Origin of the sequence: Sphingomonas endolithica (assembly GCF_025231525.1) — a bacterium.
Lineage (GTDB): Bacteria > Pseudomonadota > Alphaproteobacteria > Sphingomonadales > Sphingomonadaceae > Sphingomonas > Sphingomonas endolithica.
Window position 1 is genome coordinate 383,818 of the sequence record NZ_CP103057.1, and the last position, 21,979, is coordinate 405,796.

The window sequence follows — 21,979 nt, forward strand, 5'->3', positions numbered from 1 at the left end:
CAATGGACAACCATTTGAATAAATGGGGAAATATTCGGAAGCGTTTTTCCGGCCTGATACTCCTTGGCGCCGCGTTCGTGAGTATTACGACGGCGGCAACTCGCTTCGGCGCTGCTGCGGACCGCTCGCTTGACGGGCTTAGATCAGGAGTGGTCAGCCGGCAGGCAAGTGGCAATGTGGTGGTCGTCGAGCTTGATGCTGCGAGCACCGCCGCGATCAAGCGTTGGCCTTGGTCGCGCGACAATTACGCGCGTGTCGTTGATCGCCTTAGCAGTGCAGGTGCGGGATCGATCGTGTTCGACGTCGATTTCTCTTCCACCTCGGACGCGGCTGGGGACAGGGCATTTGCCGCTGCAATCTCAAATGCTGGCGGCCGGGTGGCCTTGCCGACCTTTGGTCAGCAACGCAGCGCGGATGACGTGCGAACAATCGACGCGTTGCCGCTGCCGCTTCTTCGACCACATGCCGCCCTCGTATCGGTGAGCATAGCGCCTGATCTGGATGGTTCGGTCCGAGACATGCCTTTCGCTACAATGACGGCCGGCGTGCCTCGCCCGTCGCTGTCCAGCTACATCGCAGGAAGATCGGGGGTCGCTGACGCGCTGTTTCCCATCGACATGTCCATCGATCCCAAGACTATTCCACGCTTGAGCTTCGTCGCGGTGCGCGATGGCAAGTTCGACCCCAAGCTCGTCCGCGGACGCGACGTTTTGATCGGCGCGACCGCAGTTGAGATGGGGGACCGGTACGGCACGCCCAGCTGGGGAGTGCTGCCCGGTGTGATCGTGCAGGCGCTGGCGGCGGAGACGCTGATCCGCGGAATACCCGTACGGGGCAGCGTTGCAGTAGCGATTGTGCTTGCCCTGATGCTCGCCGGCTTGATCGTGCGCCAACGTTCCACAGGGCGGATTATGCTCATCTCGGCCCTTGGCGCTGCGGTGTTGATCAGCGTGGCGTTGCTTGCTCAACACGCGTTCCAGGTGGTCTACCCAATAGCGGCTGCGCTGATGGCAATCGGAACAGCGTCGGCCGCTTGTCTCGGCCGCGATGTACTGCGCCGGTTCGATCTCCAGCGCACCACTGACGATGCGACGAACCTACCCAATCGCCGCGCCTGGCAATACTCTGTTGACGATCAGCGGGCCATTGCCGTTGCGATAGCGGAGATCGGGAATTACGAGAGTCTCCACGCAGTCCTTGGGTCTCAAGCGGCAAGCGACGTAGTTGTCCGTCTGGCAGAGCGCCTCCGCCTATCCAGTGAAGACGCGCGGGTTTACCGCATCAGCAATCGTCAGCTTGGGGTCTCGCTATCGGCAGAGCAGCCGATCGAAGACTCGATGAGTTGCCTGCGAGCAATCCTCATCCAACCAGTAGAAGTCGCGGGCCGCAGGGTGGACGTCACCACGACGATCGGCGTGGCGCAAGGCGCTCGTCAAGGCTTGGACCGCTTGCTCGCAGATGCGGCAATGGCAGCTGACCAAGCACAGGTTGAGGGCACCTTCTGGCGTCTTGCGACTACAGACCTTGCGGATGTGGAACGCTCGATATCGCTTATGGGTGAGCTCGACCAAGCCATTTCCGCCGGCGAGATAGACGTCTATTATCAGCCGAAGCTAAACCTGAAGGAGCAGCGCATCACCAGTGTGGAGGCGCTGGTGCGATGGAAGCACCCGATACGAGGCTTTATCGGCCCCGATCTTTTCATTCCCCTCGCCGAGCAGACCGACCGCATTGCGCCATTAACGATCTACGTCTTGAAGCGAGTGTTAGCAGACCTTCAAGTCTGGCGCGGGCGCGGACACAATGTCGCGGCGGCGATAAACATTTCCGCTAAACTGCTATCGTCTCAATCGTTTAATGCCGAAATTGAACGCGCCCTCGCATCATTCGACGCGCCGACAACTTCGCTGATCTTCGAAGTCACTGAGTCTGCTACCATGTCGGATCCGGCTGCTGCGATCGCCGCACTGCGCCGCTATCGCGACTTGGGGGTTGCGGTGTCTCTGGACGACTATGGTACCGGACAGTCGACCCTCACATATCTTCAGCAACTGCCGCTGAACGAATTGAAGATCGATCGGAGCTTCGTTCAATTTGCGCACCAGAACCATAACGACGCGGTGCTCGTTCGCTCCACCATCAAGCTGGCACATGATCTGGGCTTGAAGGTCGTTGCAGAGGGCGTGGAGGACGTCGCCTGCCGCGAATTCCTCGCGGCGTCTGATTGCGACCTTATTCAGGGGTATCTCATCAGTCGTCCAGTACCGCTTGGCGACCTGATCGGCCTTCTTGAAGCTGCTCAGGGGGGCTCAGCGGACGGGGCGGATCCGTACTCTAACGCCTCCGCTGAAGTAGCTGCGCACCACTTGCGGCGACAGGCCGGATAGCTCCCTAGCGGCACTCCCCATCCCATAGTGCCGCCAGTAGCTATCCAGCCGGGCGCCTGAAGCGCGCCAGGGCCGATCACATATCGTTGCTGTAATCAGTCCGGCAGGCTTGCAGCAAAACGAACGCCATCGCCGCCGTTAGACGACGTGTTTCCAGCGTTGATGAAGACGATTCCGGCTTTCGTGAATGTCGCAATAATCGTCTGCTCGGACGCGGCGCTGACCAAGCGTCCGCCTTCCAACCTTTTAACGGTGATCGCGCTGATTTCGGCAGCAGCGGCAAGATCGGAAGCGGACCAGCCGAGCAGCGCTCGGGCGGCGCGGCATTGTGCGACTGACAGACCCATTCGCGCACCCTACCACTTATTTCGCCGCGAGCCACGGCGAACGCTTGCGAACGCCAGCGACTGGTGATACAAATAGTAACAGTCAACGGCCGGGCAAGGAGATTGAGCCCTCCGAACCCGGCCTGACCTCAACCGATCGTAAGGAGATCGACAATGGCTGACACCACCCATAGCACCACTGCGTCCAGACGCGCCATACTCGGCGCTGCATTTGCCGCCCCTGCCTTGATTTCACTCGGCGCCAGCCCCGCAATTGCGACGTCTATGTCGAAGAGCGTACCCTGGGATGCTGCCATGAAGCGGTATATCGCGCTGAAGTTGCGCCAGGACACGGCATGGGCCCATTACAAGGCGCTGCCGTCCCTCCAACAGAAGGGCGCGGCCGACGATGAGATGGACCGTATCACCAACGAGTTCGTCGCGGCGCAAGACCTGCTTCTGGAGATGCCCGCTCCGCACAATCAAGCGCTTCTGTGGAAGCTGGAGCATGTGCTGGAGATCGAAGGAGACGGCTTCACAGCCTCGTGGGGCGGACCGTTCATCAAGCAGGTGATGGACGACATGCGACGGCTGCTGGCGGCGGGGGCTTGAGCGATGGTCCTCCACACACCGCGCGGCGACGCTGCGATCGAAGCGGCTTGGGCGTGTCGCGAGCAGGCCTATGCCGCCTATAACGCCCTGCCGGATAACAACGGACCGGTAGTGAACGGCTACGGTCCGAGCGAACGTGAGATGTGGGCCATTATCGACGAAGCGGAAGAAACAATCCGTGCCGCCGTTGCGACAACGGCACGTGGGGCCATGCTTCAGCTATGGTGCGCGATGTATAACAGCGTCTCCGGGCGCGAGGACGACGAAGCGGTCACTCAAGGCGACTTTGCCGCAATCGACCGGAAGGACAGCGGGCTGGACTGGAATGCTCGCCTGATGCTGGCCGCTATTCGGTCTCTCCAAGCGATGGAGGCGTGAGCATGGCGACGCAACCCACCTTCGACCCCGCCGCATGGCTGCACGCCTTAGTCGCGATCGGCGGCGGCTACGCGCTCGCCTCCGGCCGCAAGCTGTGGCTGGTTGTGCAGGACTGCGCGGCGGACCAGCTCACCCCGGTCATGGCGCAGATCGTCGGCCAGCCTGATCGCGTTGAGGCGGTTCGATGGACTCTCGAGCGCCGGCAGAATGGGGAAACAGCGCTATGAGCGACTTCCGTTGGACGCTGGATGATCTACACAAAGCCGAAGCCGCACTGGAGCGTCGCCAGCGGAGGCTCAGCAGTGGCGAGATCACCCCGAAGCTGGTGTGTGCCGAGCCTGGGTGCGCAAAGGCGTGTCCTACTTGCGACTTCCAATGCATGATCATGACTGGATCCGTCGCAGACATACGCCGGAGGATAGCAACCCAGGAGCAAGCTCGGGGGGCAACTTGGGAGTTACGGCATGGCGCCGATGTTTACTCCACGACAGCTGGGAGGGCGTGACCATGGCGCATCCCTCCATACCAGCACGCCTGCCAGCCCCGCCACGTGTCGGCTGGCGGCGCGCACGTCACCGCCGTTGGTCAAGACCCAACGACATGCCATCGGCTGCTGAGCTGCTGAGGATCATGCCATCTCTGCCGCGGGCGGCCCTGGCGCGGCTCACGGAGTGCATGATCGACAGGATGGACGAGATCGACGGCGATCCTGATTTCGAGCTGCACGGAGACGAGTTGGACGGCTCAATGGGCGAAGACGACTTCCACAGCCAAAATAGCAGCTGGCTTGGTTATCCCGGTGACCCGGATGACGCCGAAGACAGCTTCGATCAGGAGAACGCCCACGACTAGTCCCGCGACATGGCCGTCGGCATTGCCCCGGCGCCAGCAGCATTAACCCGTCGCTCGCAGATCGCGATCGGCGGGCTGGCCGCGTGTCCATCAGTTTCGGGACAGCCACGAAGTGTCCGCCGAGTATGGGCCTGATTGGTTGATCCCGATCTACCGTCAGGTTTTCCCGACATTGATGTCGGCGGTCGCGATCGCGCAGGATGGATGCGCTCAGCGTGCGGGGATCGATCGGCTGCTAACCCTGGCTTGCGGGCGCACCTTCACGGTGGACGAGAAGATCCGCACGCAGGATTGGCCGGACGTGCTGTTGGAACGCTGGTCCGACGAGGGGCGGCAGTCGCCAGGCTGGGTGCAAAAGCCCCTCGCATGCGACTTCATTGCCTATGCGTATGCGCCAGCGGCGACGTGCGTACTGCTGCCTGTGCCTTCACTACAGCGCGCCTGGCGGCAGCATGGGCGGCAATGGATCGGGCTGTATGGGACGCGGCGGGCGGCGAACCAGGGCTACACGTCGGTGAGTGTACCAGTGCCGAGGGGTGTGCTGATGCAGGCGATCGTAGAGGCGATGTTCGTTTCGTGAATGGCTTCGCTATTTCCCCGCGGCTCGCCGGATCCCAAAGCCGAACCGTTTGCCTTCGGAGGAAAAGTGTAGCATTCGCCATCAGTGGATCGCGTCGACTAAATCGCCACGGCACGCGCGCGGTCACACATCAGTCGTTCGCGGAACATTCAGTCACGAAACCGGTGACCACGTCGATGTCGTTCGCGGTCAGCCCACTTCCCTCGTCGATGACGTCGCCGGCATTCCGCGTGGCGCGGAACGCCTTGAGCCGGGCAAGCGCATCCTTGAGGTCGGGTGTGCGGGTCATGTCTGCTTCGTCGCGAACCTGGACTCGGTCATACTCACCGGTAGCGACCATGTCGTTTGCAAACGCCTGAGCGGCAGCCAAATTGACGTGGATCACCTCTCGGCCAATCTCAACCCCCGCCTTCTCGTAAATGATCGTGTGAGCCATGTTCCCGCCTCCTGTTGTCTGACGTGGCATATGGGCCCTTGCAGTTCCTCGCCAAGAGCGTGAGCTGGCTACCCATGGAGGACGCCTTGCAGCACCGACAGTTGCTGAAGGGAGGAGAGCGACCATCACCTATCCCAACCGACATCGAGCGCGAAACCACCGGCGAACAGTACGTCGAGAGCACATGGAAACCCACGAGGATGTGGCTCCCGGTGGCGCCAAGCGTTGAGGATCTGGATGCCGTCACCGATGACACGCCGGGCCTCGGTCGTTTTGCAACCGATCGCCGCCTGGCCCTGTTCGGCGAGAATAGGCCGCCTGGGACGGGTAAAGCAAGGGATGGCGAGCAGATGGCAGCCGTTAGCTACCAGCCTTTGCGGCGGCGTTGACGACTGCCTTTGCCGCCGTGTCCTCAGTGTGCTCGGCCATCGCGTCCCAAGTCTCGGCCGAGCGGAGGTGCATATCGCGGCGGTTGGCCAGCGTAGCCTTTTCGGCAGCTGCTCGTTGTTCGGCGGCATTCGCACGGTAGGTTTCGGCTGCAGTCATGTGGTCTTATCCAGCGTCTAATTCATGCGAAGCGTTCGCCGATAATCACCGGCCCAGTGAAAGCAACGGCTCATGTGGACCCGCTGGGTATCGTAGGGGAGTATCCTGCCTGACCTATGACTAGAGGAGGTCGAGCAAACTCCAATAGCGGCCTGTGCCCCTGGGGAGCGAATGACGGCTACTTCCTCCGCTGACCTGCGCCGGCCGACCTATGACGTAACCAGCTCGGGTTTTCACGATCTTGCGGCACCCTAGTCTGAAGGCTACCGCGTCGCCCTTCCCCCGCGAGTATCCTTTCATGGCCGATTTACAGTTCGACATACCACACAGCTTGGGAAAGGCAGAGGCTCGGCGAAGGATCGACGGCGGGCTACCAAAGCTTGCGGCCCATATACCCGGCGGCGGCACGGTAGACCCGGAGTGGCTGAGCGAAGATCGGCTTACGCTATCGATCAAGGCCATGAGCCAGAAAATTGCCGCTGAGTTAGAGATCCATGACGAAACGGTGCGCGGGACCGTGAAGATCCCAATGATGCTGTCTATGATGGCCGGCCCAATCGGCGAATTTGTGAAAACCAGCGCGGAGAAAATGCTGTCAAAGCCAACGGGATCATTTGGCCGTGCGACCGGAGTCGGCCATCGCCTGCCACGGCCCGGCTGGGATAGTGAATCGCCACGGACGCAAAGCGAGATGAACTCGCCTCTATCGACGCGAACGCTGTGATTGTTCGCCATCATTCGCTCACGACCAGAACGATATGTGGGAGCGGGTGAGGGGACGCCGTAGTCGCGGAAAGCTAAAATCAGCGAAGTTTCAAGTGCTTAGCATGCGAGGGTTGGTGCCGGTTGCAGGAATCGAACCCGCGACATCCAGTTTACAAAACTGGCGCTCTACCAACTGAGCTAAACCGGCAGCCATCCGAAAGCCGCGTCACTCGGCGGGTTTGCTGATTATCGATCCGGTCCATCCGGCGTCAAGGTAAAACCGGGCTTGGACGTATTGGCACACCGTCCGCTAGCACGGCGGACGGTGTGCCTGCGCGGTCTGAGACCCGGCCTCAGCCCGCCTTCGGCGCGTCGCAGGCGCCCAGGCGTTTGCCGCTCACCTGGGTCTTGGTGGTCACCTTGCCGCCCGTGGCAGGTGCGCCCGGCGTTGCTGGCATGTCCATCGTCGCCTCGCTCGTCACGTCGTAGCTGGTGCTGGCGAACTTACCCGACATGGACGCGCGCATCTCGCCCGTCGGCATGCCCGGCATGTTCTTGCACACCAGCGAACCGCTCATCTTGCCGCCGCTCATCTCGAACTTCTCATAGGTGCAGTTCTTGGCCATGCCGAGCATGTCCTGCGGCGGCTTGGCCGCCTGTTCGGGGGTGAGGCAGGTTTCGACTTTCTGCGCTTGCGCCTGCTGCTTCATCGCCGCTGCCGCCTGCGGGGGCAGGCCGGGTGCCTCGATCGACAGGATCGCGACACTCGTCTCCCACTTGCCGGGTTCGAGCTTGACGGCATCCTTGGTCGCCGCCGCGACGTCGGCCACGGAGGCATTCTCCGCATGGACGGTCGGCTTCGAGTTGCAGGCCGCCAGCATCGCCATGGCCGGCAGAACGATCGTCAGACGCTTCATGCTTTTCTCTCCCTGTTGAAAGCGCGAGTAACGTGGATCGTTCTACCTGCGTAACGCGGGGAGTATAGCCGTCATGCGCCGATCCGAGGCAGAATCCTCCGCGGCATGGATGCTCGGCGGACCTCAGGTCACGCCGAAGGTCCAGCCCTCTGTAGCGGCAATGTGCGCCGTCAATCCTGCGGGCTGCCAGAGTTCGGGACGCTCGGCGCTGACGCGCAGCCAGGCGGCAGTGAGGATGGCGTCGCTGCTATGGTCGTCGATCGCCCCGTCGCCTCTGAATGGGGCGCTGCCGAGGGCCGCCAGCGCGACGTTCAGTTCTGCGAACGTCTTCATCTTGGTGCGGCCCCGCGGCCGACCGGCGGCGAGCGCGGCAATGCTGGTATAGAGCTCGACCAGCAGCGAGCCGGTGTGGGACTCGTCGAACGGCCAGATCGGCAGCTTGCCGTCCAGCCGGTGGAGGACGCGCATGCCGGTCAGGCTGGATTTGCCGACCTGCGCCGCGCCGACCAGGTTGAGATTGCTATAGGGATTCAGCCCTTGGAGGCGCTGCGCTTCTTCCGTCGCGCGCAGGCGGCCGCGACCGTCGAAGAACTCGCCCTTGCGGCCGCCATGCCGGCGAAAGTGGCGCGATGCCTCGGGATGATCGACGAAACTCGACGCGGCGAGATGCGGATCGTCCGCGCAAATGCGCTCGATCAGCGCCCATAAGGCGCGCGCATCGCCGGGACTATCCTGCCAGCCGGGGAAGAAGGCGCCGCGGTCGACGAACGGCAAAGACGGGCCGAGATCGAGCCCGACCAACGTGTCGGCCGGCAACTCGCTTAATATCCAGTCGAGCGCGGCCTGCCGCGACCAGCCACCGTCCGGCACCAGTAACGCCGGTGCTTCGTGGCCAAGGCCACATAAAGCGACGGCGATGCCCTTCTGACGCGGCCCGACCGCACCCGACCAGTCGATCGCGGCGAAATGGCGGAAGCGCGTCAGGGACGCGCTCCGTAGCCGTTGCGTTGTGTCTTGGTCGCCCGGTCCCACCAGGCACGGCGGATCACGTCTCTCACACGCTCCGCATCGGTAGCGCCGTAGCGCACGAGCAGGCCGGGCCAGTTGGCGTAATGCGGCGTCTGCCAGAAGGTGTCGGGATCGGTTTCCAGGAGGATCGCCTTTTCCTCGTGCGGCGACATGACGTGGAAGCTGCCGGCCTCCCCGCCAGGGGAGACGAACGCCTTCTTGTTCACCTTGGGGCAGGGGGTGCCGTAAAATGGATCCATGTACGTGTCGGGCAAGGTGAGCGCAAAGGCGACGACTTCCGCCCAGTCGTTCACTTGATCGCTGCCGTCACGTCGACGGCGAACTTGGCGATGTCAAAGCGCGCGGAACCGGAATCCTCGCCGCGACGCACGATGACGAGCTTCTTCGAGGGAATGACCATCACGTACTGACCGCGATTGCCTTGGGCGGCGTAGCTGCCCTCGGGCAGGCCTTGCTTGGGCCCAAACAGCCACATCGTCGCGCCGTAGCCGGGGCCGCTCTCGGGCTGCGGGCCGCTGGGCGTGGTCATGTAGGTCATCCAGCCAGCGGGCAAGATGCGCTTGCCGGCCCATATGCCGTCCTGCAGCCAGAACTGCCCGAGCCGGGCAAGATCGCGCGCGGTGGACCAGATCTGACTGGAGATCACGAAATCGCCGAGCCAGTCGCGTTCCGCGACGGTATGGCTCATGCCGAGCGGCGCGAATAGCGCGCGCGCCGGGAACGCCGAGAAAGCCTCGCCACTTTCCACGACGTGCAGCGACAGCATCGCCAGCAGGATATCGTTGTTGGCATAGCGGAACCGGCTGCCCGGCTTAGCCTCAAGCGCCCAGGAGGGCACCTGTTCGCTGACGGCGGTGCCACCGAAATAGACCGCATCCGTGCGATTGCCCGCCGTATCGCTGTGCAGCCCGCTCGCCATGCGCAGAACATCGTCATAGGTGATCGCCCCGCGCGGGTCGCCCATCTTGTCCCATAGCGCCAGCCGTGTCGTGGGCGTCAGCGCGTGCCGCGCCAGTCCGATGCCGAGCAGGCTGCCGGCGATACTCTTGCCGACTGACCATGTACGGTTCGAAACGTAAGGGCCGAAGCCCTCGGCATAGCGTTCGGCAACGATCTTGCCGTCATTCAATACGACCACGCCGACGGTGTCGCCCTTGCCATAAGTCGCGTGATCGAACGCCGCGCCGACAGCGGTGCCCAGTGTCGGCGATGGCCGCGGCGCTATGCCGGCGTCACCCATCGGCCATGGGCGCGGATCGGCACCCTTTGGCTTTGGCGGTGTGGCATGGGTGAGGGGAACCACGGGTGGCGTGTACCCGATCGGCCAAGTCGTGCAGCCGGCGCCCGAAGTCCAGGATGCCATACGTGGCGGCAGTATCGCATCGAAGGCGACGCTGACAGTGGCGGCGCGCGGATCTATCTCGGCCTTGAGCGTCGGCACGATCTGATCGTACTCGGGGTAGATCCCACGTAATTCCTGACCATCGATCTGGGCAGGAGTGCGCCCTCCATTGAAGATGCCGGCACAATAAAGCGCCGCCTTGTAGCCGGCCGCGATTGCACGGTGGTACGGGGTTGGTGCGGGCGGGGCGATCTGTTGTGCCGTGGCGGGGGCGGCCACCACGAGTGCGATCAGGCTAAGTGTCTTGTGCATCCCGCATCTCCTGCCACCACGCCATGCGTTCGGCGATGCGCTTTTCCATGCCACGGCCGGTCGGTTCGTAGAAGGTCTGGGGCGACATTTCCGCGGGCCAGTAATTGGCGCCGGAAAAGCCTTCTTCCGTGTCGTGGTCATAGGCATAGCCCTTGCCGTAGCCGATATCCTTCATCAGCTTGGTGGGGGCGTTGAGGATGTTTTCGGGCGGCATCAGGCTGCCCGTCTCCTTGGCGGAGCGCCAGGCGGCTTTCTGCGCCTTGTACGCGGCGTTCGATTTGGGCGCGGTGGCGAGATACAGGCACGCTTGTGCGATCGCCAGTTCGCCTTCCGGGCTGCCGAGGAAATCATAGCTGTCCTTGGCGGCGATGCATTGAACCAGGGCATTGGGGTCGGCGAGACCGATATCCTCGACCGCGGCACGGATCAGGCGGCGGAGCAGGAACAACGGTTCCTCGCCGGCGGTGAGCATGCGCGCGAGATAATAGAGTGCGGCCTGCGGATCGCTGCCGCGGATCGATTTATGCAGCGCGCTGATGAGGTTGTAATGGCCCTCGCGATCCTTGTCGTAGACGGCGACGCGGCGCTGCAGGAAATTGGACAGGCCGGCGGAATCGAGCGGCTCGGGCAGATCGACCGAAAACAGCGTTTCCGCCTGGTTGAGCAGGAAGCGGCCATCGCCATCGGCCTGGGCGACCATCGCGTCACGCGCTTCCCTGGTGAGCGGTAGCGGCCGGCCCTCGGCTTGCTCCGCGCGATCGAGCAGCAAAGTCAGCGCCGCGGCATCGAGGCGGTGGAGGATCAAGACCTGCGCGCGGCTGAGCACGGCGGCGTTCAGTTCGAACGACGGGTTTTCCGTGGTGGCGCCGACCAGGGTGACGGTGCCATCCTCGACATAGGGCAGGAACCCGTCCTGCTGCGCGCGATTGAAGCGGTGGATCTCGTCGACGAACAGCAGCGTGCGCTTGCCGATTTTGGCATGGTCGCGGGCTTCGGCGAAGGCCTTCTTGAGATCGGCCACACCCGAGAAGACGGCGGAGATGGCGACGAAGCGCAAGTCCACCGCATCGGCGAGCAATCGTGCGATCGTCGTCTTGCCGGTGCCGGGCGGCCCCCACAGGATCATCGAGGACAGGCGCCCGGCCGCGACCATGCGGCCGATCGCGCCTTCCGGGCCGGTGATGTGATCCTGGCCGACCACCTCCGACAGCGTGCGTGGGCGCAGGCGATCGGCCAGCGGCGCATTCTCGGGATGGGCCTCGCGGGCAGGGGGATCGAAGGGTGCGAACAGGTCGGGCATTGCGCGCAAGATAGGGTTGTTTCGCGCCGCTCACCACCCGTCATGCTGGTGAAGCTCGGGACGACGATTTTTGTCGAGCAAAGGTCTTGCACAAAATCATTCAAGATATATCTTGCGCATATCGTAATATGAAAAGGATGATCCAGATGGTGATTTTTGAAAGAGGTGGCCGCGGCTGTCATGGCAATCACGATATGCGCCATGCGATGCGGCACGGCGGATTTGGTGGGCGCGGCTTTGGCGGCGGTGGCTTCAGCGTGCGCTGGGGCGGTGACGATGATGGCCGTGGCGGCGGACGCGGGGCGGGCCGGGGTCGGCGGATGTTCGATTCCGGCGAGTTGCGGCTGGTGCTGCTCAAGCTGATCGCGGAACAGCCACGCCACGGCTACGACCTGATCCGCGAGATCGAGACACGCACGCAGGGAGCCTATGCGCCAAGCCCGGGCGTGATCTATCCGACGATCACCATGCTCGACGATATGGGCATGATCGAGGAGCAGAAGGCCGATGGCGCCAAGAAGCAGTTCGCCATCACCGCGGCCGGCCAGGCGCTGCTGACCGAGCGCGAGGTGGAGGTCGAGGCATTGTTCGCGCGGCTGGCCGAGGTCGGCGCCGAGCGGCAGCGCACCGATGGCGGGCCGATCCGGCGTGCGATGGGCAATCTGCGGCAGGTGCTGCACCAGCGCCTCGCCACGGAGGACGATGCCGACACCTTGCACCAGGTCGCGGCCCTGCTCGACGAGGTCGCCCAGAAGATCGAGCGTCTGAAATGAGCGCGGTTCATGCCATCGCATCGGTGCCGACGACGCACGGAAGCAAATACCTCCAGCAATTGTGCAAACATTGGCAGCACAATCTGGCGGTCGACTTCACCCCCGAGCACGGCACGATAGTGTTTCCCAAGGATGCGCGCGGCGCCGACTTTCCGGGCGATGGGCTGGTGACGTTCGATGCCGGCACGGACGCGCTGGCGGTGCGGATCGATGCCTCGTCCGATGGGCAGCTGGAGGGGCTGAAAGGGGCGGTGGCGCGGCATCTGGATCGGTTTGCGTTCCGGGAGGCGCCGTTGGCGTTCGATTGGCGGGCGGGGTGATCGGCGCGGTCGTGGGTTTGGACGGCGGGAGTCGGGTCATGACGGCCGATGTTTACTTTTGCCGCTCTGGATCCCCGCGTTCGCTGGGATGACGATTAGGGGTGGGGCGTCGTTTATGGGTGCGGGGTGATGTTCATGGAGTGCGGGTGCTAGCATGCCCGCCGCTTCAGCACCTCGAGATAGGCGTCGATCACGCTCGCATTCGCCTTGTCCCATTGATAGCCGGCCGCCTTGGCATGGCCCGCCGCGCCCGCCGCGCGGCGGGCTTCGTCATTCTCGACGAGCGCGGCGAGGGCGTCGGCATAGGCGTTCACGTCGCGTGGCGGGACGAGATAGCCATCAACGCCGTCCTCGATCAGGTCGACTGCGCCGGTCGCGCGCGCCGCCACCACGGGCACGCCGACCGCCATCGCCTCGGTCGTCACGTTGCCGAACGTCTCGGTCACGCTGGGATTGAAGAACACATCCATCGAGGCGACCGCGCGGCCGAGATCATCGCCCGACAGGAAGCCGGCGAAGACCGCCTCGGGCACGCGCTCGGCAAACCAATCCTGTGCCGGGCCCTTGCCGACGATCAACACCCGGTGCGCGACGCCGCGTCGCTTGAGTTCGGTGACCACGTCGGCGAACACGTCGAGGCCCTTTTCCTTCACCAGCCGGCCGAGGAACCCGATCACCTTGTCGTCGTCGGCAATGCCGAGCGACCGGCGCCAGGCGAGATCGCGGCGTTCGGGCTTGAAGCGATCGTGGTCGATGCCGCGCGACCAGATTCGGATCGGCGTCCTCACGCCCCATTCGCGCAGCAAGGTGGCGATGCTCGGGCTGGGCACGACGATCTGGTCGACACGATTGTAGAAGCGCGTGAGCAGCCGGATCATCAATGGCACGACGAACCCCAGTCCATAATAACCGGGATACGTTTCGAACCGCGTATGCAGCGACGCGACCGAGCCGATGTTGTGCGCACGCGCGTAGCTGACCGCGCGGTGGCCGAGCATTTCCGGCGCAGAGACGTGGATGATGTTCGGCGCGAAGTCGGCGATGTCGCGCCGGATGCTGCGCGGCAGGCCGGGCGCCATCTTGTATTCGGCGCGGCCGGGCAGCTTGATCGCGGGCACCTTCACCAGGTCGCCGGTGGGTGCGAAGGCCGGGCGCTTGCTGGTCGGCGAATAGACGCGCACATGCACGCCCTGCGACAACAGGTAACCGACCAGCAGGTTCAGCGCCTGATTGGCGCCATCCCGCGTATAATTATAGTTGCCGCTGAAAAGAGCGATACGGAGGTCGGACGGTTGCATGGTGCGCGGGGGCATAGCGAATGCGATGCGATGTGACTATCTTTGCGAAATCGCCGTGGAGAGTTGCTGATGACCGACCTGTCCGCTTACCCGATCACGAAGCTTTGGCAGCCGGCCGATCCGACACGCATACAATTATATTCGCTGCCGACGCCCAACGGCGTGAAGGCATCGATCATGCTGGAAGAGACCGGGCTGGCCTATGAGCCCCATCTGGTCGATTTCGCGAAGAACGATCAGAAATCGGAGGCGTTCGTCTCGCTCAATCCGAACGGCAAGATCCCGGCGATGATCGATCCCGACGGGCCGGGAGGCGAGCCGCTGGCGCTGTTCGAGAGCGGCGCGATCCTGCTGTATCTGGCCGAAAAGACGGGCAAGTTCTTGGGCCAGGGCCCGGCGGATCGCTGGCACGTCGTGCAATGGGTGATGTTCCAGATGGGTGGGGTCGGCCCGATGTTCGGGCAGCTCGGCTTCTTCAACAAGTTCGCGGGGAAGGACTGGGAGGATAAGCGGCCGCTGGCACGCTATGTCGACGAGGCCAAGCGGCTGCTGGGGGTGATGGACGCGGCGCTGGCGGGCAAGACGTGGTTCCTGGGGGAGGATTATTCGATCGCCGATGTCTCGATGATCAGGTGGGTCAACAATCTGATCACCTTCTACGAGGCGCGGGAGCTGGTGAGGTTCGAGGATTTCGCGCATGTCGGCGCGTGGCTGGAGCGGGGGCTGGCGCGACCGGCGGTGCAGCGGGGGTTGAAGATACCGGCGCGGGCGTAGGCTTGCTGCGCTCGCACCCACCCCTAGCCCCTCCCTTTCAGGGAGGGGGATCGCGTTGCGCTGGCAGCTGCCGTTCGTTCTCCTTTTAGGAAGGGGAATTGCGTCGCGATCGGGGTGTTCTTGGTCTCCCCTCCCTGGAAGGGAGGGGCTGGGGGTGGGTGCCGCCGAGGCACTCGGCGGCGACACGCAGGATATGCTCCGCGGCTCCTTCCGGATTGGCGAGGACGTCGCTGTTCCAGAGCCGGATGACGCGCCATCCTCGCGCTTCAAGATAGGCGGTACGTTCCGCGTCGTAGTCAGCTTGGTCGAGATGCTGGCTGCCATCGAATTCGATCGCCAGCTTCGCCGTGCGGTTGGCGAGATCGATGATGTAGCGCTCGTCGATTGAGAGCTGCCGTGTGAAGGCCGGGCGGTAGTGCGAGATCAAGCGCCAGATCGCGCGCTCTGCAGGAGTGGCCTCGCGGCGTAGCTCCCGGGCCCGGGCCGTCATCTGTTTCGATACGCGCCGCATCGAACAAGCGTAGAGGGGCAAGCTTCGCTCGCCAACCCACCCCTAACCCCTCCCTTTCAGGGAGGGGAACAGGAAGAGTGCGTTGCGGGTGTTCCCCTCCCGTTCTCTTTCTGCTACGTCGCTCCGCATGGCAAAACCTCAGAAGCGCTATGTCTGCCAATCCTGCGGGTCGGTGTCGCATCGCTGGGCGGGGCAGTGCGCCGATTGTTCCGAATGGAACACGCTGGTGGAAGAGGCGGGCGGCGGGAATGTCACGCCGTTCCAGGCCAAGCATAACCTGCAATCAGGCGGGCGATCGTTCCAGCTGGTCGGGCTGGATGCCGAGATCGCGCTGCCCGAGCGGATGGCGAGTGGGATCGCCGAGCTCGATCGCGCACTGGGTGGTGGGTTCGTCGAAGGGTCCGCGACGCTGATCGGCGGCGATCCGGGGATCGGCAAGTCGACATTGTTGCTGCAGGCGGCAGCGAAGATGGCGCTTGCCGGGCTGTCGGTCGCCTATGTCTCGGGCGAGGAAGCGGCGGACCAGGTGCGGTTGCGGGCGCGGCGGTTGGGGCTGGGGAATGCGCCGGTGCAATTGGCGGCGGCGACCTCCACGCGCGATATCCTCACCACGCTCGGGCAGGGCAATCCGCCCGCTTTGCTGGTGATCGACTCGATCCAGACGATGCATTCCGACCTGATCGAAGGCGCGCCGGGCACCGTCAGCCAAGTGCGCGCTTCGGCACAGGAACTGATCCGCTTCGCCAAGGAACGTGGCACCGCGGTGGTGCTGGTCGGTCATGTCACCAAGGACGGATCGATCGCGGGACCCCGCGTGCTCGAACATATGGTGGATACCGTGCTGAGCTTCGAGGGCGAGCGCAGCCATCAATATCGCATCCTGCGCGCGATCAAGAACCGCTTCGGCGGGACGGACGAGATCGGCGTGTTCGCGATGGTCGCGGAAGGCTTGGCCGAGATCGCCAATCCCTCGGCGCTGTTCCTGACGCAGCGCGACGAGAGCGTGACGGGCACGACGGTGTTCCCGGCGCTGGAAGGCACGCGACCTGTGCTGGTCGAGATCCAGGCACTGGTCGTGCGGCTGGCGAGCGGCGCGACGCCCAGGCGGGCGGTGGTCGGCTGGGATGCGGGGCGGCTGGCGATGGTGCTGGCGGTGCTCGAGGCGCGCTGTGGCCTCAGTTTCTCGACCTCGGAAGTGTATCTCAACATCGCCGGCGGATATCGCGTGCAGGATCCGGCGGCCGATCTGGCGGTGGCGGCGGCGTTGGTATCTGCGCTCAGCGAGCGGCCGGTGCCGGTCGATGCGGTGGCTTTCGGCGAGATCGCGCTGTCGGGCGAGCTGCGGCCGGTGGCGCATGGCGCGCTCAGGCTCAAGGAGGCAGGCAAATTGGGGTTCGAGCGCGCCCTGGTGCCCTCGGCGCTGGTGGGGGAGAAGACGTCGCTCAGCCTGACCGGGTTCCGGACGCTCGGCGCTTTCGTCGATCACATGCTCGGGCGTGGGTAGCGCGTTCGCGCTCTCGCCTCTATCTGTCTGCCACTTGGCTCGGGGCTTTAAGGCAGACGCATGGGACTATCCGCACTCGACATCCTTGTCCTGATCGCCGTGCTGGGCGCAGCGGGGATGGGGCTGATGCGCGGCTTCGTCAGCGAAGTGCTGTCGCTGTTCGCCTGGGTGGCGATCGTGTTCGCGATCAAGCTGTTCCACACGCCGGTGTCGTCCGCGCTGTCGGGTGTGGTCGGCACCGTATCGGGCGCGGCGGTGCTGGCCTTCGCGCTAATCGCGGGCATCACCTATTTCGGCGGCCGGATGGTGGCGTCGGCAATCGGTGACCGCACGCGGACCTCGGTACTCGGGCCGCTCGATCGCGCGCTTGGCTTCGGCTTTGGGGCAATCAAGGGGCTGATCCTGTCCAGCCTGCTGTTCCTGCTCGTCGTGCTGGTGACCGATACGGTGAGCGGCGGTCCGGCGAAACGCCCCTTCTGGCTGACGCAATCGCGGACCTATCCGTTGCTCAACTGGACCAGCGCGAGCATCGCCGATTTCGTCGATCGACGGCGCAAGGGTCAGCCGGTGTTCGGCCCGCGCGACAATGCGATCGAGGCGGACAATGTCACGGAGGATCGGCCATGAACGCGCCGCTCTACAATAAAGAGATCCTGCGGCTGGCGGCGACGATCCCGTATCAGGAGCGACTGGCCGAGCCGATGGGATCGGCCGAGAAGCGCTCGCCGATTTGCGGCAGCCGCGTGACCGTGGACATCAACCTGGGCGATGACGGGCGGGTGAGCGAGGTCGGCATGCTGGTGCGCGCCTGTGCGCTGGGGCAGGCTTCGTCGTCGCTGCTGTCGGCGGATGTGATCGGCAAGACCCCCGAGGAGCTGGCCGCGGCACGCGACGCTCTGACCGCGTGGCTGGCGGGCGAGGGGGCGCTGCCCGATTGGGCGGGGTTCGACCTGTTCCAGCCGGCGCTGCCGCATAGCGCCCGCCACGCCTCGATCCGGCTGGCGTTCGAGGCCGCGGCGGAGGCTGCCGCGCAGGCGCAGACGCCACGGGCGGTTTCCTGATGGATCATGCGACGACGTCACTGTTGCGCGATGCGGTCGTCCTGCTCGGCGCGGGGCTCGTGTTCGTGCTGATCTTCCGTCGCCTGGGGCTGGGTGCGACGCTGGGCTATCTGGTGGCGGGCGCGGTGGTCGGTCCGCACGTGCTCGGCCTGGTTGGCGATGCCGAGGCCAAGATCGGCGTGGCGGAGCTGGGTATCACGCTGCTGCTGTTCATCGTCGGGCTGGAGCTGAACCCGACGCGGCTCTGGCGGATGAAGCAGGAGATTTTCGGGCTCGGCGCGCTGCAGGTCGTGCTGTGCGGCGTGGCCGTGTCGCTGGTGGTGTGGCTGGCGACCAGCTCGTCGATCGCCGCGGCGCTCGCTTTGGGGCTGCCGCTGGCATTGTCGTCGACCGCGCAGGTGCTACCGATGCTGCAATCCGCCGGCCGCATGCGCACGCCGTTTGGCGAGCGGGCTTTCTCGATCCTGCTGTTCCAGGATCTGTCGATCGTGCCGCTGATCACCATCGTCGCGGTCATGTCGCGCAATCCGGCGGATGCCGCGGGGCCGCCGGGTTGGCTGCTGTTCATCTATACCCTGCTCGCGGTCGGCGGGCTGATCCTGGCCGGACGGTATTTGCTGCGGCCCTTGTTTGGCGTGATCGGCAATCTCGGTGAGCGCGAGATGTTCGTGTTCGCCGGGCTGTTCACGGTGATCGCCGCCGCGGCGATCATGGAAGCGCTGGGGCTGTCGACTGCTTTGGGCGCTTTCGTCGCCGGCGTGATGCTGGCCGACAGCCCGTACCGGCACGAACTGGAGGCGGATGTCGAGCCGTTCCGTTCGATCCTGCTCGGCCTGTTCTTCCTGGCGGTGGGCATGATGCTCGATCTGCAGGCGATTGCCGACCGGCCGTTGTTCGTCGCCGGCATGGCGCTGGTGCTGATCGCGACCAAGGCGTTGATCATCTTCGGCATCGGCATGGCGTTCAAGATGAAATGGCGCGCCGCACTGGCGCTGGGGCTGCTGCTCAGCCAAGGCGGCGAATTCGGCTTCGTGCTATTCGCGCAGGCGCAGAATGCGCTGCTCATTCGTCCGGAGGCGGCAAGCCTGTTCGGGGCGATCGTCACACTGTCGATGGCGACGACGCCGTTCCTGATGACGATCACGCAACGCATCCGGGCCGAACCGATCGACACCAGCGACCGCGAGGGGCCGGTGGCGGACGGCGCCAACGCGCTGATCGTAGGCTATGGGCGGTTCGGGCAGACGGTGGCGCAGATGCTGATCGCGCAGGGCATACCAGTGACGCTGATCGACACCGATATCGAGATGATCGACATTGCCGGCGGGTTCGGCGCCAAGGTCTATTATGGCGATGGCACGCGGATGGACCTGCTGCGCCAGGCGGGGGCGGCCGAGGCCGAACTGATCATGTTCTGCATCGACGGCGATCAATTGTCGCCCGACCTGATCGATGCGGTGCACGAAGCCTTTCCCAAAGCGGGCATCTTCGTGCGGGCGTTCGACCGGCGGGCGTTGGTGAAGCTGCGCGGCGCGCATGCCGATGGGGTGGTGCGCGAGGTGCTGGAATCGGCAATCAAGATGGCGCGCATGGCGATGAAGAGCATCGGCATCGATGGAGCCGAGATCGACCGTACCGAGGATCATTACCGTGCGCGCGACAAGGAGCGGCTGAAGGCGCAATCCGAGAGTGGCGATCTGCATGCGGCACGCGACCGCATCATCACGCAGGATAGGCGGCCCGATCTGACGGAAGAGGCTTCGACATGAACTGGATCGTGATTCTCGCTGCGCTTTCGGGTGCGCTGGCGGTCGGGGCGGGGGCGTTCGGCGCGCATGGGGCGAGCGGGGCGGCGCAGGAATGGTTGAAGACGGGCGCGCAATACCAGCTGTTGCATGCGGTCGCGGCGCTTTCTGTGCTGCGGTTAGAAGCGCGTGGGCCGGCGTTGTTGTTCCTGGCCGGCGGCGCGATCTTTGCCGGCACCTTGTACCTGATGGCGCTGGGACTGCCGCGCTGGCTGGGGGCGGTTACCCCGATTGGCGGCGCGTTGCTGATTGGCGGATGGCTGTGGCTCGCCTGGATTGCCGCGCGGGGCTGACGTCGGATGATCTTGAAGCAACGGATTATATCGGAATAGCGGTTTAAGCCGCCGGTGCGCTGTTGCGCGTGCGGCGGCAGCGTTCCGAGCAATAGACGACATTGTCCCAGTCACGTTCCCACTTCTTGCGCCACGCAAAGGGTCGCTGACAGGCCGGGCACATCTTGGTCGGCAGATCGGCCTTGGCGACGCCGCGCGGCATCAGCGGGGTTGGCGATCGAGAAAGGCGGCGACGGTTGCGAGATCGACCTGCTTGTCGACATAGGTCCGACCGATTCCGCGTGCGAGCAGGAAGGGCAGCGTGCCGGCGTTCATCTTCTTGTCGTGCATCATGTGCGCGACCAGTTCGCCGCCGCTTTGCCGGCTGTTCGCCGCAGCAAGACCATCGGGCAGCCGGACCTCGGCCAGGTGCGTGCGCACGCGCGCGGCATCCTCTGGCGGGCAGATGCCCTGTTCGGCGGAGAAAGCGTAGGCAAGCGCCATGCCGGCGGCGACGCCTTCGCCGTGAAGCAGGCGATCGGAGAAGCCGGCTTCCGCCTCGAGCGCATGGCCGAACGTATGGCCGAGGTTGAGCAGCGCGCGTCGGCCCTTGGTTTCATATTCGTCCTCGCCGACGATCCGCGCCTTGGCGGCGATGCTTTGGGCGATCGCATGGTTGCGCGCCTGCGGATCCCCCGCGATCAGCGCCGGCGCGTTCGCCTCGCACCAGGCAAAGAAATCGGGATCGTCGATCAGCCCGTATTTGACCACTTCCGCATAGCCGGCACGTACCTGGCGCGGCGGCAGCGTGTCGAGCGTGGTGGGATCGACCAGCACCAGAGCGGGCTGGTGGAACGCGCCGATCAGGTTCTTGCCGGCGCGCGTGTTGATCGCTGTCTTGCCGCCCACCGAGCTATCCACCTGCGCCAGCAAGGTGGTGGGCACCTGCACGAAGCCGCAACCGCGCTTGAGGATCGCGCAGGCAAAGCCGACCAGATCGCCGATCACGCCGCCGCCCAGTGCCACCACATGATCGCCGCGTTCGATGCCGAGCGCGAGCAGGCGATCGGTCAGCGTTTCCAGCATCGCCCAGCTCTTGGTGCCTTCGCCGGGCGGCAGCACGATCGCCTCGCTGGCCACCCCCGCATCGTGCAGCGCGGCTTGCAGCGTGGCGAGATGCGGCAAGACGTTCTCATCGGTGACGATCGCCATCGTGCGTCCGCGCGACAATGGCGCAAGGTGGTCGCCGGCGCGGGCGAGCAGGCCGTTCTCGACGATGACGGGATAGCTGCGATCGCCCAAGGCCACGGTGATGGTCGTCATAGCCCGAGCGCCTTCAGAATCGCGGTCACGGTTTGGTCGTGCGGCGCGTGGTGGCTGGAAACGCGGATCGGTGCCAGCGCATAGACCGGGTTGCGCTTGCGGGCGAGCTCCAGCAGCACTTGCTTGGCATCCTTGCCGCGCAGCAATGGGCGGGTATCGCGGCGCTTGACGCGGTCGGCCAGCACCGCGGCATCGGCATCGAGCCAGATCGCCACCGCTTGCTCCAGGATCAGCGCGCGTGTGTCATCGTTGATGAACGCGCCGCCGCCGGTCGCGATGACCTTCGGCGTGCCGTCGATCAGCCGCGCGATGACGCGGCGTTCGCCATCGCGGAAATGCGCTTCGCCGAAGCGCTCGAAGATATCGGCGATCGACATTCCGGCGGCCGCCTCGATCTCGTTATCGGCATCGACGAACGGCAGGCGGAGCCGCGCTGCCAGGCGTCGGCCGACGGTCGATTTGCCCGCACCCATCAGGCCGATCAGCACGATCGGGCGGGCGGCCACCGCATCCTTGGCAGGCCGGGGAGGGGGATTGCTTTGCAACATCGCGCCGGGGCTATACAGGCACCCTGCCTCTGCGGCAAAAGGCTTGGGCGCGGCGGCCGCATAATTGT

General features: G+C 64.6%; 29 protein-coding genes and 1 tRNA gene. 16 read left to right on the forward strand and 14 right to left on the reverse strand.

Annotated features, from left to right (window positions below):
- Nucleotides 1-2 precede the first annotated feature (2 nt).
- Nucleotides 3-2,387 (forward strand): putative bifunctional diguanylate cyclase/phosphodiesterase, encoded by a 2,385-nt coding sequence (locus tag NV382_RS01955; protein WP_260598876.1) that lies wholly within the window; start codon nt 3-5, stop codon nt 2,385-2,387.
- 95 nt (nt 2,388-2,482) lie between these two features.
- On the opposite strand, the gene NV382_RS01960 is transcribed toward NV382_RS01955, so the two are convergent.
- Nucleotides 2,483-2,734, reverse strand: coding sequence for a helix-turn-helix domain-containing protein (locus tag NV382_RS01960; protein WP_260598877.1), 252 nt, complete (start codon nt 2,732-2,734; stop codon nt 2,483-2,485).
- A 153-nt stretch (nt 2,735-2,887) separates the two neighbouring features.
- Between NV382_RS01960 and NV382_RS01965 the strand changes: the two genes are divergently transcribed.
- From NV382_RS01965 to NV382_RS01985, 5 genes are all read left to right on the forward strand, one after another.
- Nucleotides 2,888-3,325 (forward strand): hypothetical protein, encoded by a 438-nt coding sequence (locus NV382_RS01965; protein ID WP_260598878.1) that lies wholly within the window; start codon nt 2,888-2,890, stop codon nt 3,323-3,325.
- Nucleotides 3,326-3,328: 3 nt separating this feature from the next.
- Entirely contained in the window at nt 3,329-3,703 is a 375-nt protein-coding gene (locus NV382_RS01970; RefSeq protein WP_260598879.1) for a hypothetical protein, read from the forward strand.
- Nucleotides 3,704-3,705: 2 nt separating this feature from the next.
- Nucleotides 3,706-3,930: a hypothetical protein gene (locus NV382_RS01975; protein WP_260598880.1), complete on the forward strand. Its 225-nt coding sequence runs from the start codon at nt 3,706-3,708 to the stop codon at nt 3,928-3,930.
- A gap of 460 nt (nt 3,931-4,390) precedes the next feature.
- Entirely contained in the window at nt 4,391-4,555 is a 165-nt protein-coding gene (locus tag NV382_RS01980; RefSeq protein ID WP_260598881.1) for a hypothetical protein, read from the forward strand.
- A 112-nt stretch (nt 4,556-4,667) separates the two neighbouring features.
- On the forward strand, nt 4,668-5,135 hold the full coding sequence (locus NV382_RS01985) for a hypothetical protein (protein ID WP_260598882.1): 468 nt from the start codon (nt 4,668-4,670) through the stop codon (nt 5,133-5,135).
- Nucleotides 5,136-5,265: 130 nt separating this feature from the next.
- On the opposite strand, the gene NV382_RS01990 is transcribed toward NV382_RS01985, so the two are convergent.
- Nucleotides 5,266-5,571, reverse strand: a complete 306-nt coding sequence (locus NV382_RS01990; protein ID WP_260598883.1) for a hypothetical protein — start codon at nt 5,569-5,571, stop codon at nt 5,266-5,268.
- A 38-nt stretch (nt 5,572-5,609) separates the two neighbouring features.
- Here NV382_RS01990 and NV382_RS01995 point away from each other — a divergent pair, with 38 nt between their 5' ends.
- Entirely contained in the window at nt 5,610-5,960 is a 351-nt protein-coding gene (locus tag NV382_RS01995) for a hypothetical protein (RefSeq protein WP_260598884.1), read from the forward strand.
- On the opposite strand, the gene NV382_RS02000 is transcribed toward NV382_RS01995, so the two are convergent.
- Nucleotides 5,932-6,117 (reverse strand): hypothetical protein, encoded by a 186-nt coding sequence (locus tag NV382_RS02000; protein ID WP_260598885.1) that lies wholly within the window; start codon nt 6,115-6,117, stop codon nt 5,932-5,934. The two genes, NV382_RS01995 and NV382_RS02000, sit on opposite strands and share 29 nt — an antisense overlap.
- A gap of 298 nt (nt 6,118-6,415) precedes the next feature.
- Between NV382_RS02000 and NV382_RS02005 the strand changes: the two genes are divergently transcribed.
- Nucleotides 6,416-6,841, forward strand: a complete 426-nt coding sequence (locus NV382_RS02005) for a polyhydroxyalkanoic acid system family protein (protein WP_260598886.1) — start codon at nt 6,416-6,418, stop codon at nt 6,839-6,841.
- 113 nt (nt 6,842-6,954) lie between these two features.
- On the opposite strand, the gene NV382_RS02010 is transcribed toward NV382_RS02005, so the two are convergent.
- The 6 genes from NV382_RS02010 to NV382_RS02035 all read right to left on the reverse strand — a co-directional run bounded on the left by NV382_RS02010 (nt 6,955) and on the right by NV382_RS02035 (nt 11,722).
- Nucleotides 6,955-7,030: transfer RNA gene (locus NV382_RS02010), tRNA-Thr, on the reverse strand.
- Nucleotides 7,031-7,175: 145 nt separating this feature from the next.
- A complete protein-coding gene (locus tag NV382_RS02015) occupies nt 7,176-7,739 on the reverse strand; it encodes a DUF3617 domain-containing protein (protein ID WP_260598887.1) in 564 nt (187 codons plus the stop codon).
- Between the two features lie 123 nt (nt 7,740-7,862).
- Nucleotides 7,863-8,771, reverse strand: a complete 909-nt coding sequence (locus tag NV382_RS02020; RefSeq protein ID WP_260598888.1) for a hypothetical protein — start codon at nt 8,769-8,771, stop codon at nt 7,863-7,865.
- Nucleotides 8,720-9,061, reverse strand: a complete 342-nt coding sequence (locus tag NV382_RS02025; protein ID WP_260598889.1) for an MmcQ/YjbR family DNA-binding protein — start codon at nt 9,059-9,061, stop codon at nt 8,720-8,722. The genes NV382_RS02020 and NV382_RS02025 overlap by 52 nt, the downstream gene beginning before the upstream one ends.
- On the reverse strand, nt 9,058-10,422 hold the full coding sequence (locus NV382_RS02030; protein WP_260598890.1) for a serine hydrolase domain-containing protein: 1,365 nt from the start codon (nt 10,420-10,422) through the stop codon (nt 9,058-9,060). Before NV382_RS02030 ends, NV382_RS02025 begins: the two co-directional genes overlap by 4 nt.
- Nucleotides 10,406-11,722, reverse strand: a complete 1,317-nt coding sequence (locus tag NV382_RS02035; protein WP_260600272.1) for a replication-associated recombination protein A — start codon at nt 11,720-11,722, stop codon at nt 10,406-10,408. The genes NV382_RS02030 and NV382_RS02035 overlap by 17 nt, the downstream gene beginning before the upstream one ends.
- Before the next feature lie 146 nt (nt 11,723-11,868).
- On the opposite strand from NV382_RS02035, the gene NV382_RS02040 reads away from it, so the two are divergent.
- Entirely contained in the window at nt 11,869-12,495 is a 627-nt protein-coding gene (locus NV382_RS02040) for a PadR family transcriptional regulator (RefSeq protein ID WP_418066745.1), read from the forward strand.
- On the forward strand, nt 12,492-12,815 hold the full coding sequence (locus NV382_RS02045; RefSeq protein WP_260598891.1) for a DUF2218 domain-containing protein: 324 nt from the start codon (nt 12,492-12,494) through the stop codon (nt 12,813-12,815). The genes NV382_RS02040 and NV382_RS02045 overlap by 4 nt, the downstream gene beginning before the upstream one ends.
- A 149-nt stretch (nt 12,816-12,964) precedes the next feature.
- Here NV382_RS02045 and NV382_RS02050 read toward each other — a convergent pair whose 3' ends face one another.
- Nucleotides 12,965-14,113 (reverse strand): glycosyltransferase family 4 protein, encoded by a 1,149-nt coding sequence (locus NV382_RS02050; protein WP_260600274.1) that lies wholly within the window; start codon nt 14,111-14,113, stop codon nt 12,965-12,967.
- A gap of 69 nt (nt 14,114-14,182) precedes the next feature.
- Between NV382_RS02050 and NV382_RS02055 the strand changes: the two genes are divergently transcribed.
- Nucleotides 14,183-14,887, forward strand: coding sequence for a glutathione S-transferase N-terminal domain-containing protein (locus NV382_RS02055; RefSeq protein ID WP_260598892.1), 705 nt, complete (start codon nt 14,183-14,185; stop codon nt 14,885-14,887).
- An 85-nt stretch (nt 14,888-14,972) separates the two neighbouring features.
- Here the strand turns inward: NV382_RS02055 and NV382_RS02060 are convergent, their stop codons facing one another.
- Entirely contained in the window at nt 14,973-15,398 is a 426-nt protein-coding gene (locus NV382_RS02060; RefSeq protein ID WP_260598893.1) for an endonuclease domain-containing protein, read from the reverse strand.
- Between the two features lie 127 nt (nt 15,399-15,525).
- On the opposite strand from NV382_RS02060, the gene radA reads away from it, so the two are divergent.
- From radA to NV382_RS02085, 5 genes are read left to right on the forward strand one after another with little or no spacing between them, the layout of a single operon-like run.
- Nucleotides 15,526-16,902 (forward strand): DNA repair protein RadA, encoded by a 1,377-nt coding sequence (radA, locus tag NV382_RS02065; RefSeq protein WP_260598894.1) that lies wholly within the window; start codon nt 15,526-15,528, stop codon nt 16,900-16,902.
- Between the two features lie 60 nt (nt 16,903-16,962).
- The gene (locus tag NV382_RS02070; protein ID WP_260598895.1) at nt 16,963-17,529 is read left to right on the forward strand and encodes a CvpA family protein; all 567 of its coding nucleotides are present in this window, start codon (nt 16,963-16,965) and stop codon (nt 17,527-17,529) included.
- Nucleotides 17,526-17,963 (forward strand): iron-sulfur cluster assembly scaffold protein, encoded by a 438-nt coding sequence (locus tag NV382_RS02075; protein WP_260598896.1) that lies wholly within the window; start codon nt 17,526-17,528, stop codon nt 17,961-17,963. Before NV382_RS02070 ends, NV382_RS02075 begins: the two co-directional genes overlap by 4 nt.
- The gene (locus NV382_RS02080; protein WP_260598897.1) at nt 17,963-19,732 is read left to right on the forward strand and encodes a cation:proton antiporter domain-containing protein; all 1,770 of its coding nucleotides are present in this window, start codon (nt 17,963-17,965) and stop codon (nt 19,730-19,732) included. Before NV382_RS02075 ends, NV382_RS02080 begins: the two co-directional genes overlap by 1 nt.
- The gene (locus tag NV382_RS02085) at nt 19,729-20,061 is read left to right on the forward strand and encodes a DUF423 domain-containing protein (protein WP_260598898.1); all 333 of its coding nucleotides are present in this window, start codon (nt 19,729-19,731) and stop codon (nt 20,059-20,061) included. Before NV382_RS02080 ends, NV382_RS02085 begins: the two co-directional genes overlap by 4 nt.
- Nucleotides 20,062-20,104: 43 nt before the next feature.
- On the opposite strand, the gene NV382_RS02090 is transcribed toward NV382_RS02085, so the two are convergent.
- Genes NV382_RS02090 through NV382_RS02100 form a run of 3 tightly spaced genes read right to left on the reverse strand, consistent with a single transcriptional unit; the run spans nt 20,105 to nt 21,911 of the window.
- The gene (locus NV382_RS02090) at nt 20,105-20,263 is read right to left on the reverse strand and encodes a DUF2256 domain-containing protein (RefSeq protein WP_260598899.1); all 159 of its coding nucleotides are present in this window, start codon (nt 20,261-20,263) and stop codon (nt 20,105-20,107) included.
- A complete protein-coding gene (gene aroB, locus NV382_RS02095; protein ID WP_260598900.1) occupies nt 20,263-21,363 on the reverse strand; it encodes a 3-dehydroquinate synthase in 1,101 nt (366 codons plus the stop codon). The genes NV382_RS02090 and aroB overlap by 1 nt, the downstream gene beginning before the upstream one ends.
- Nucleotides 21,360-21,911, reverse strand: a complete 552-nt coding sequence (locus NV382_RS02100; protein ID WP_260600275.1) for a shikimate kinase — start codon at nt 21,909-21,911, stop codon at nt 21,360-21,362. Before NV382_RS02100 ends, aroB begins: the two co-directional genes overlap by 4 nt.
- Nucleotides 21,912-21,979: the final 68 nt, after the last annotated feature.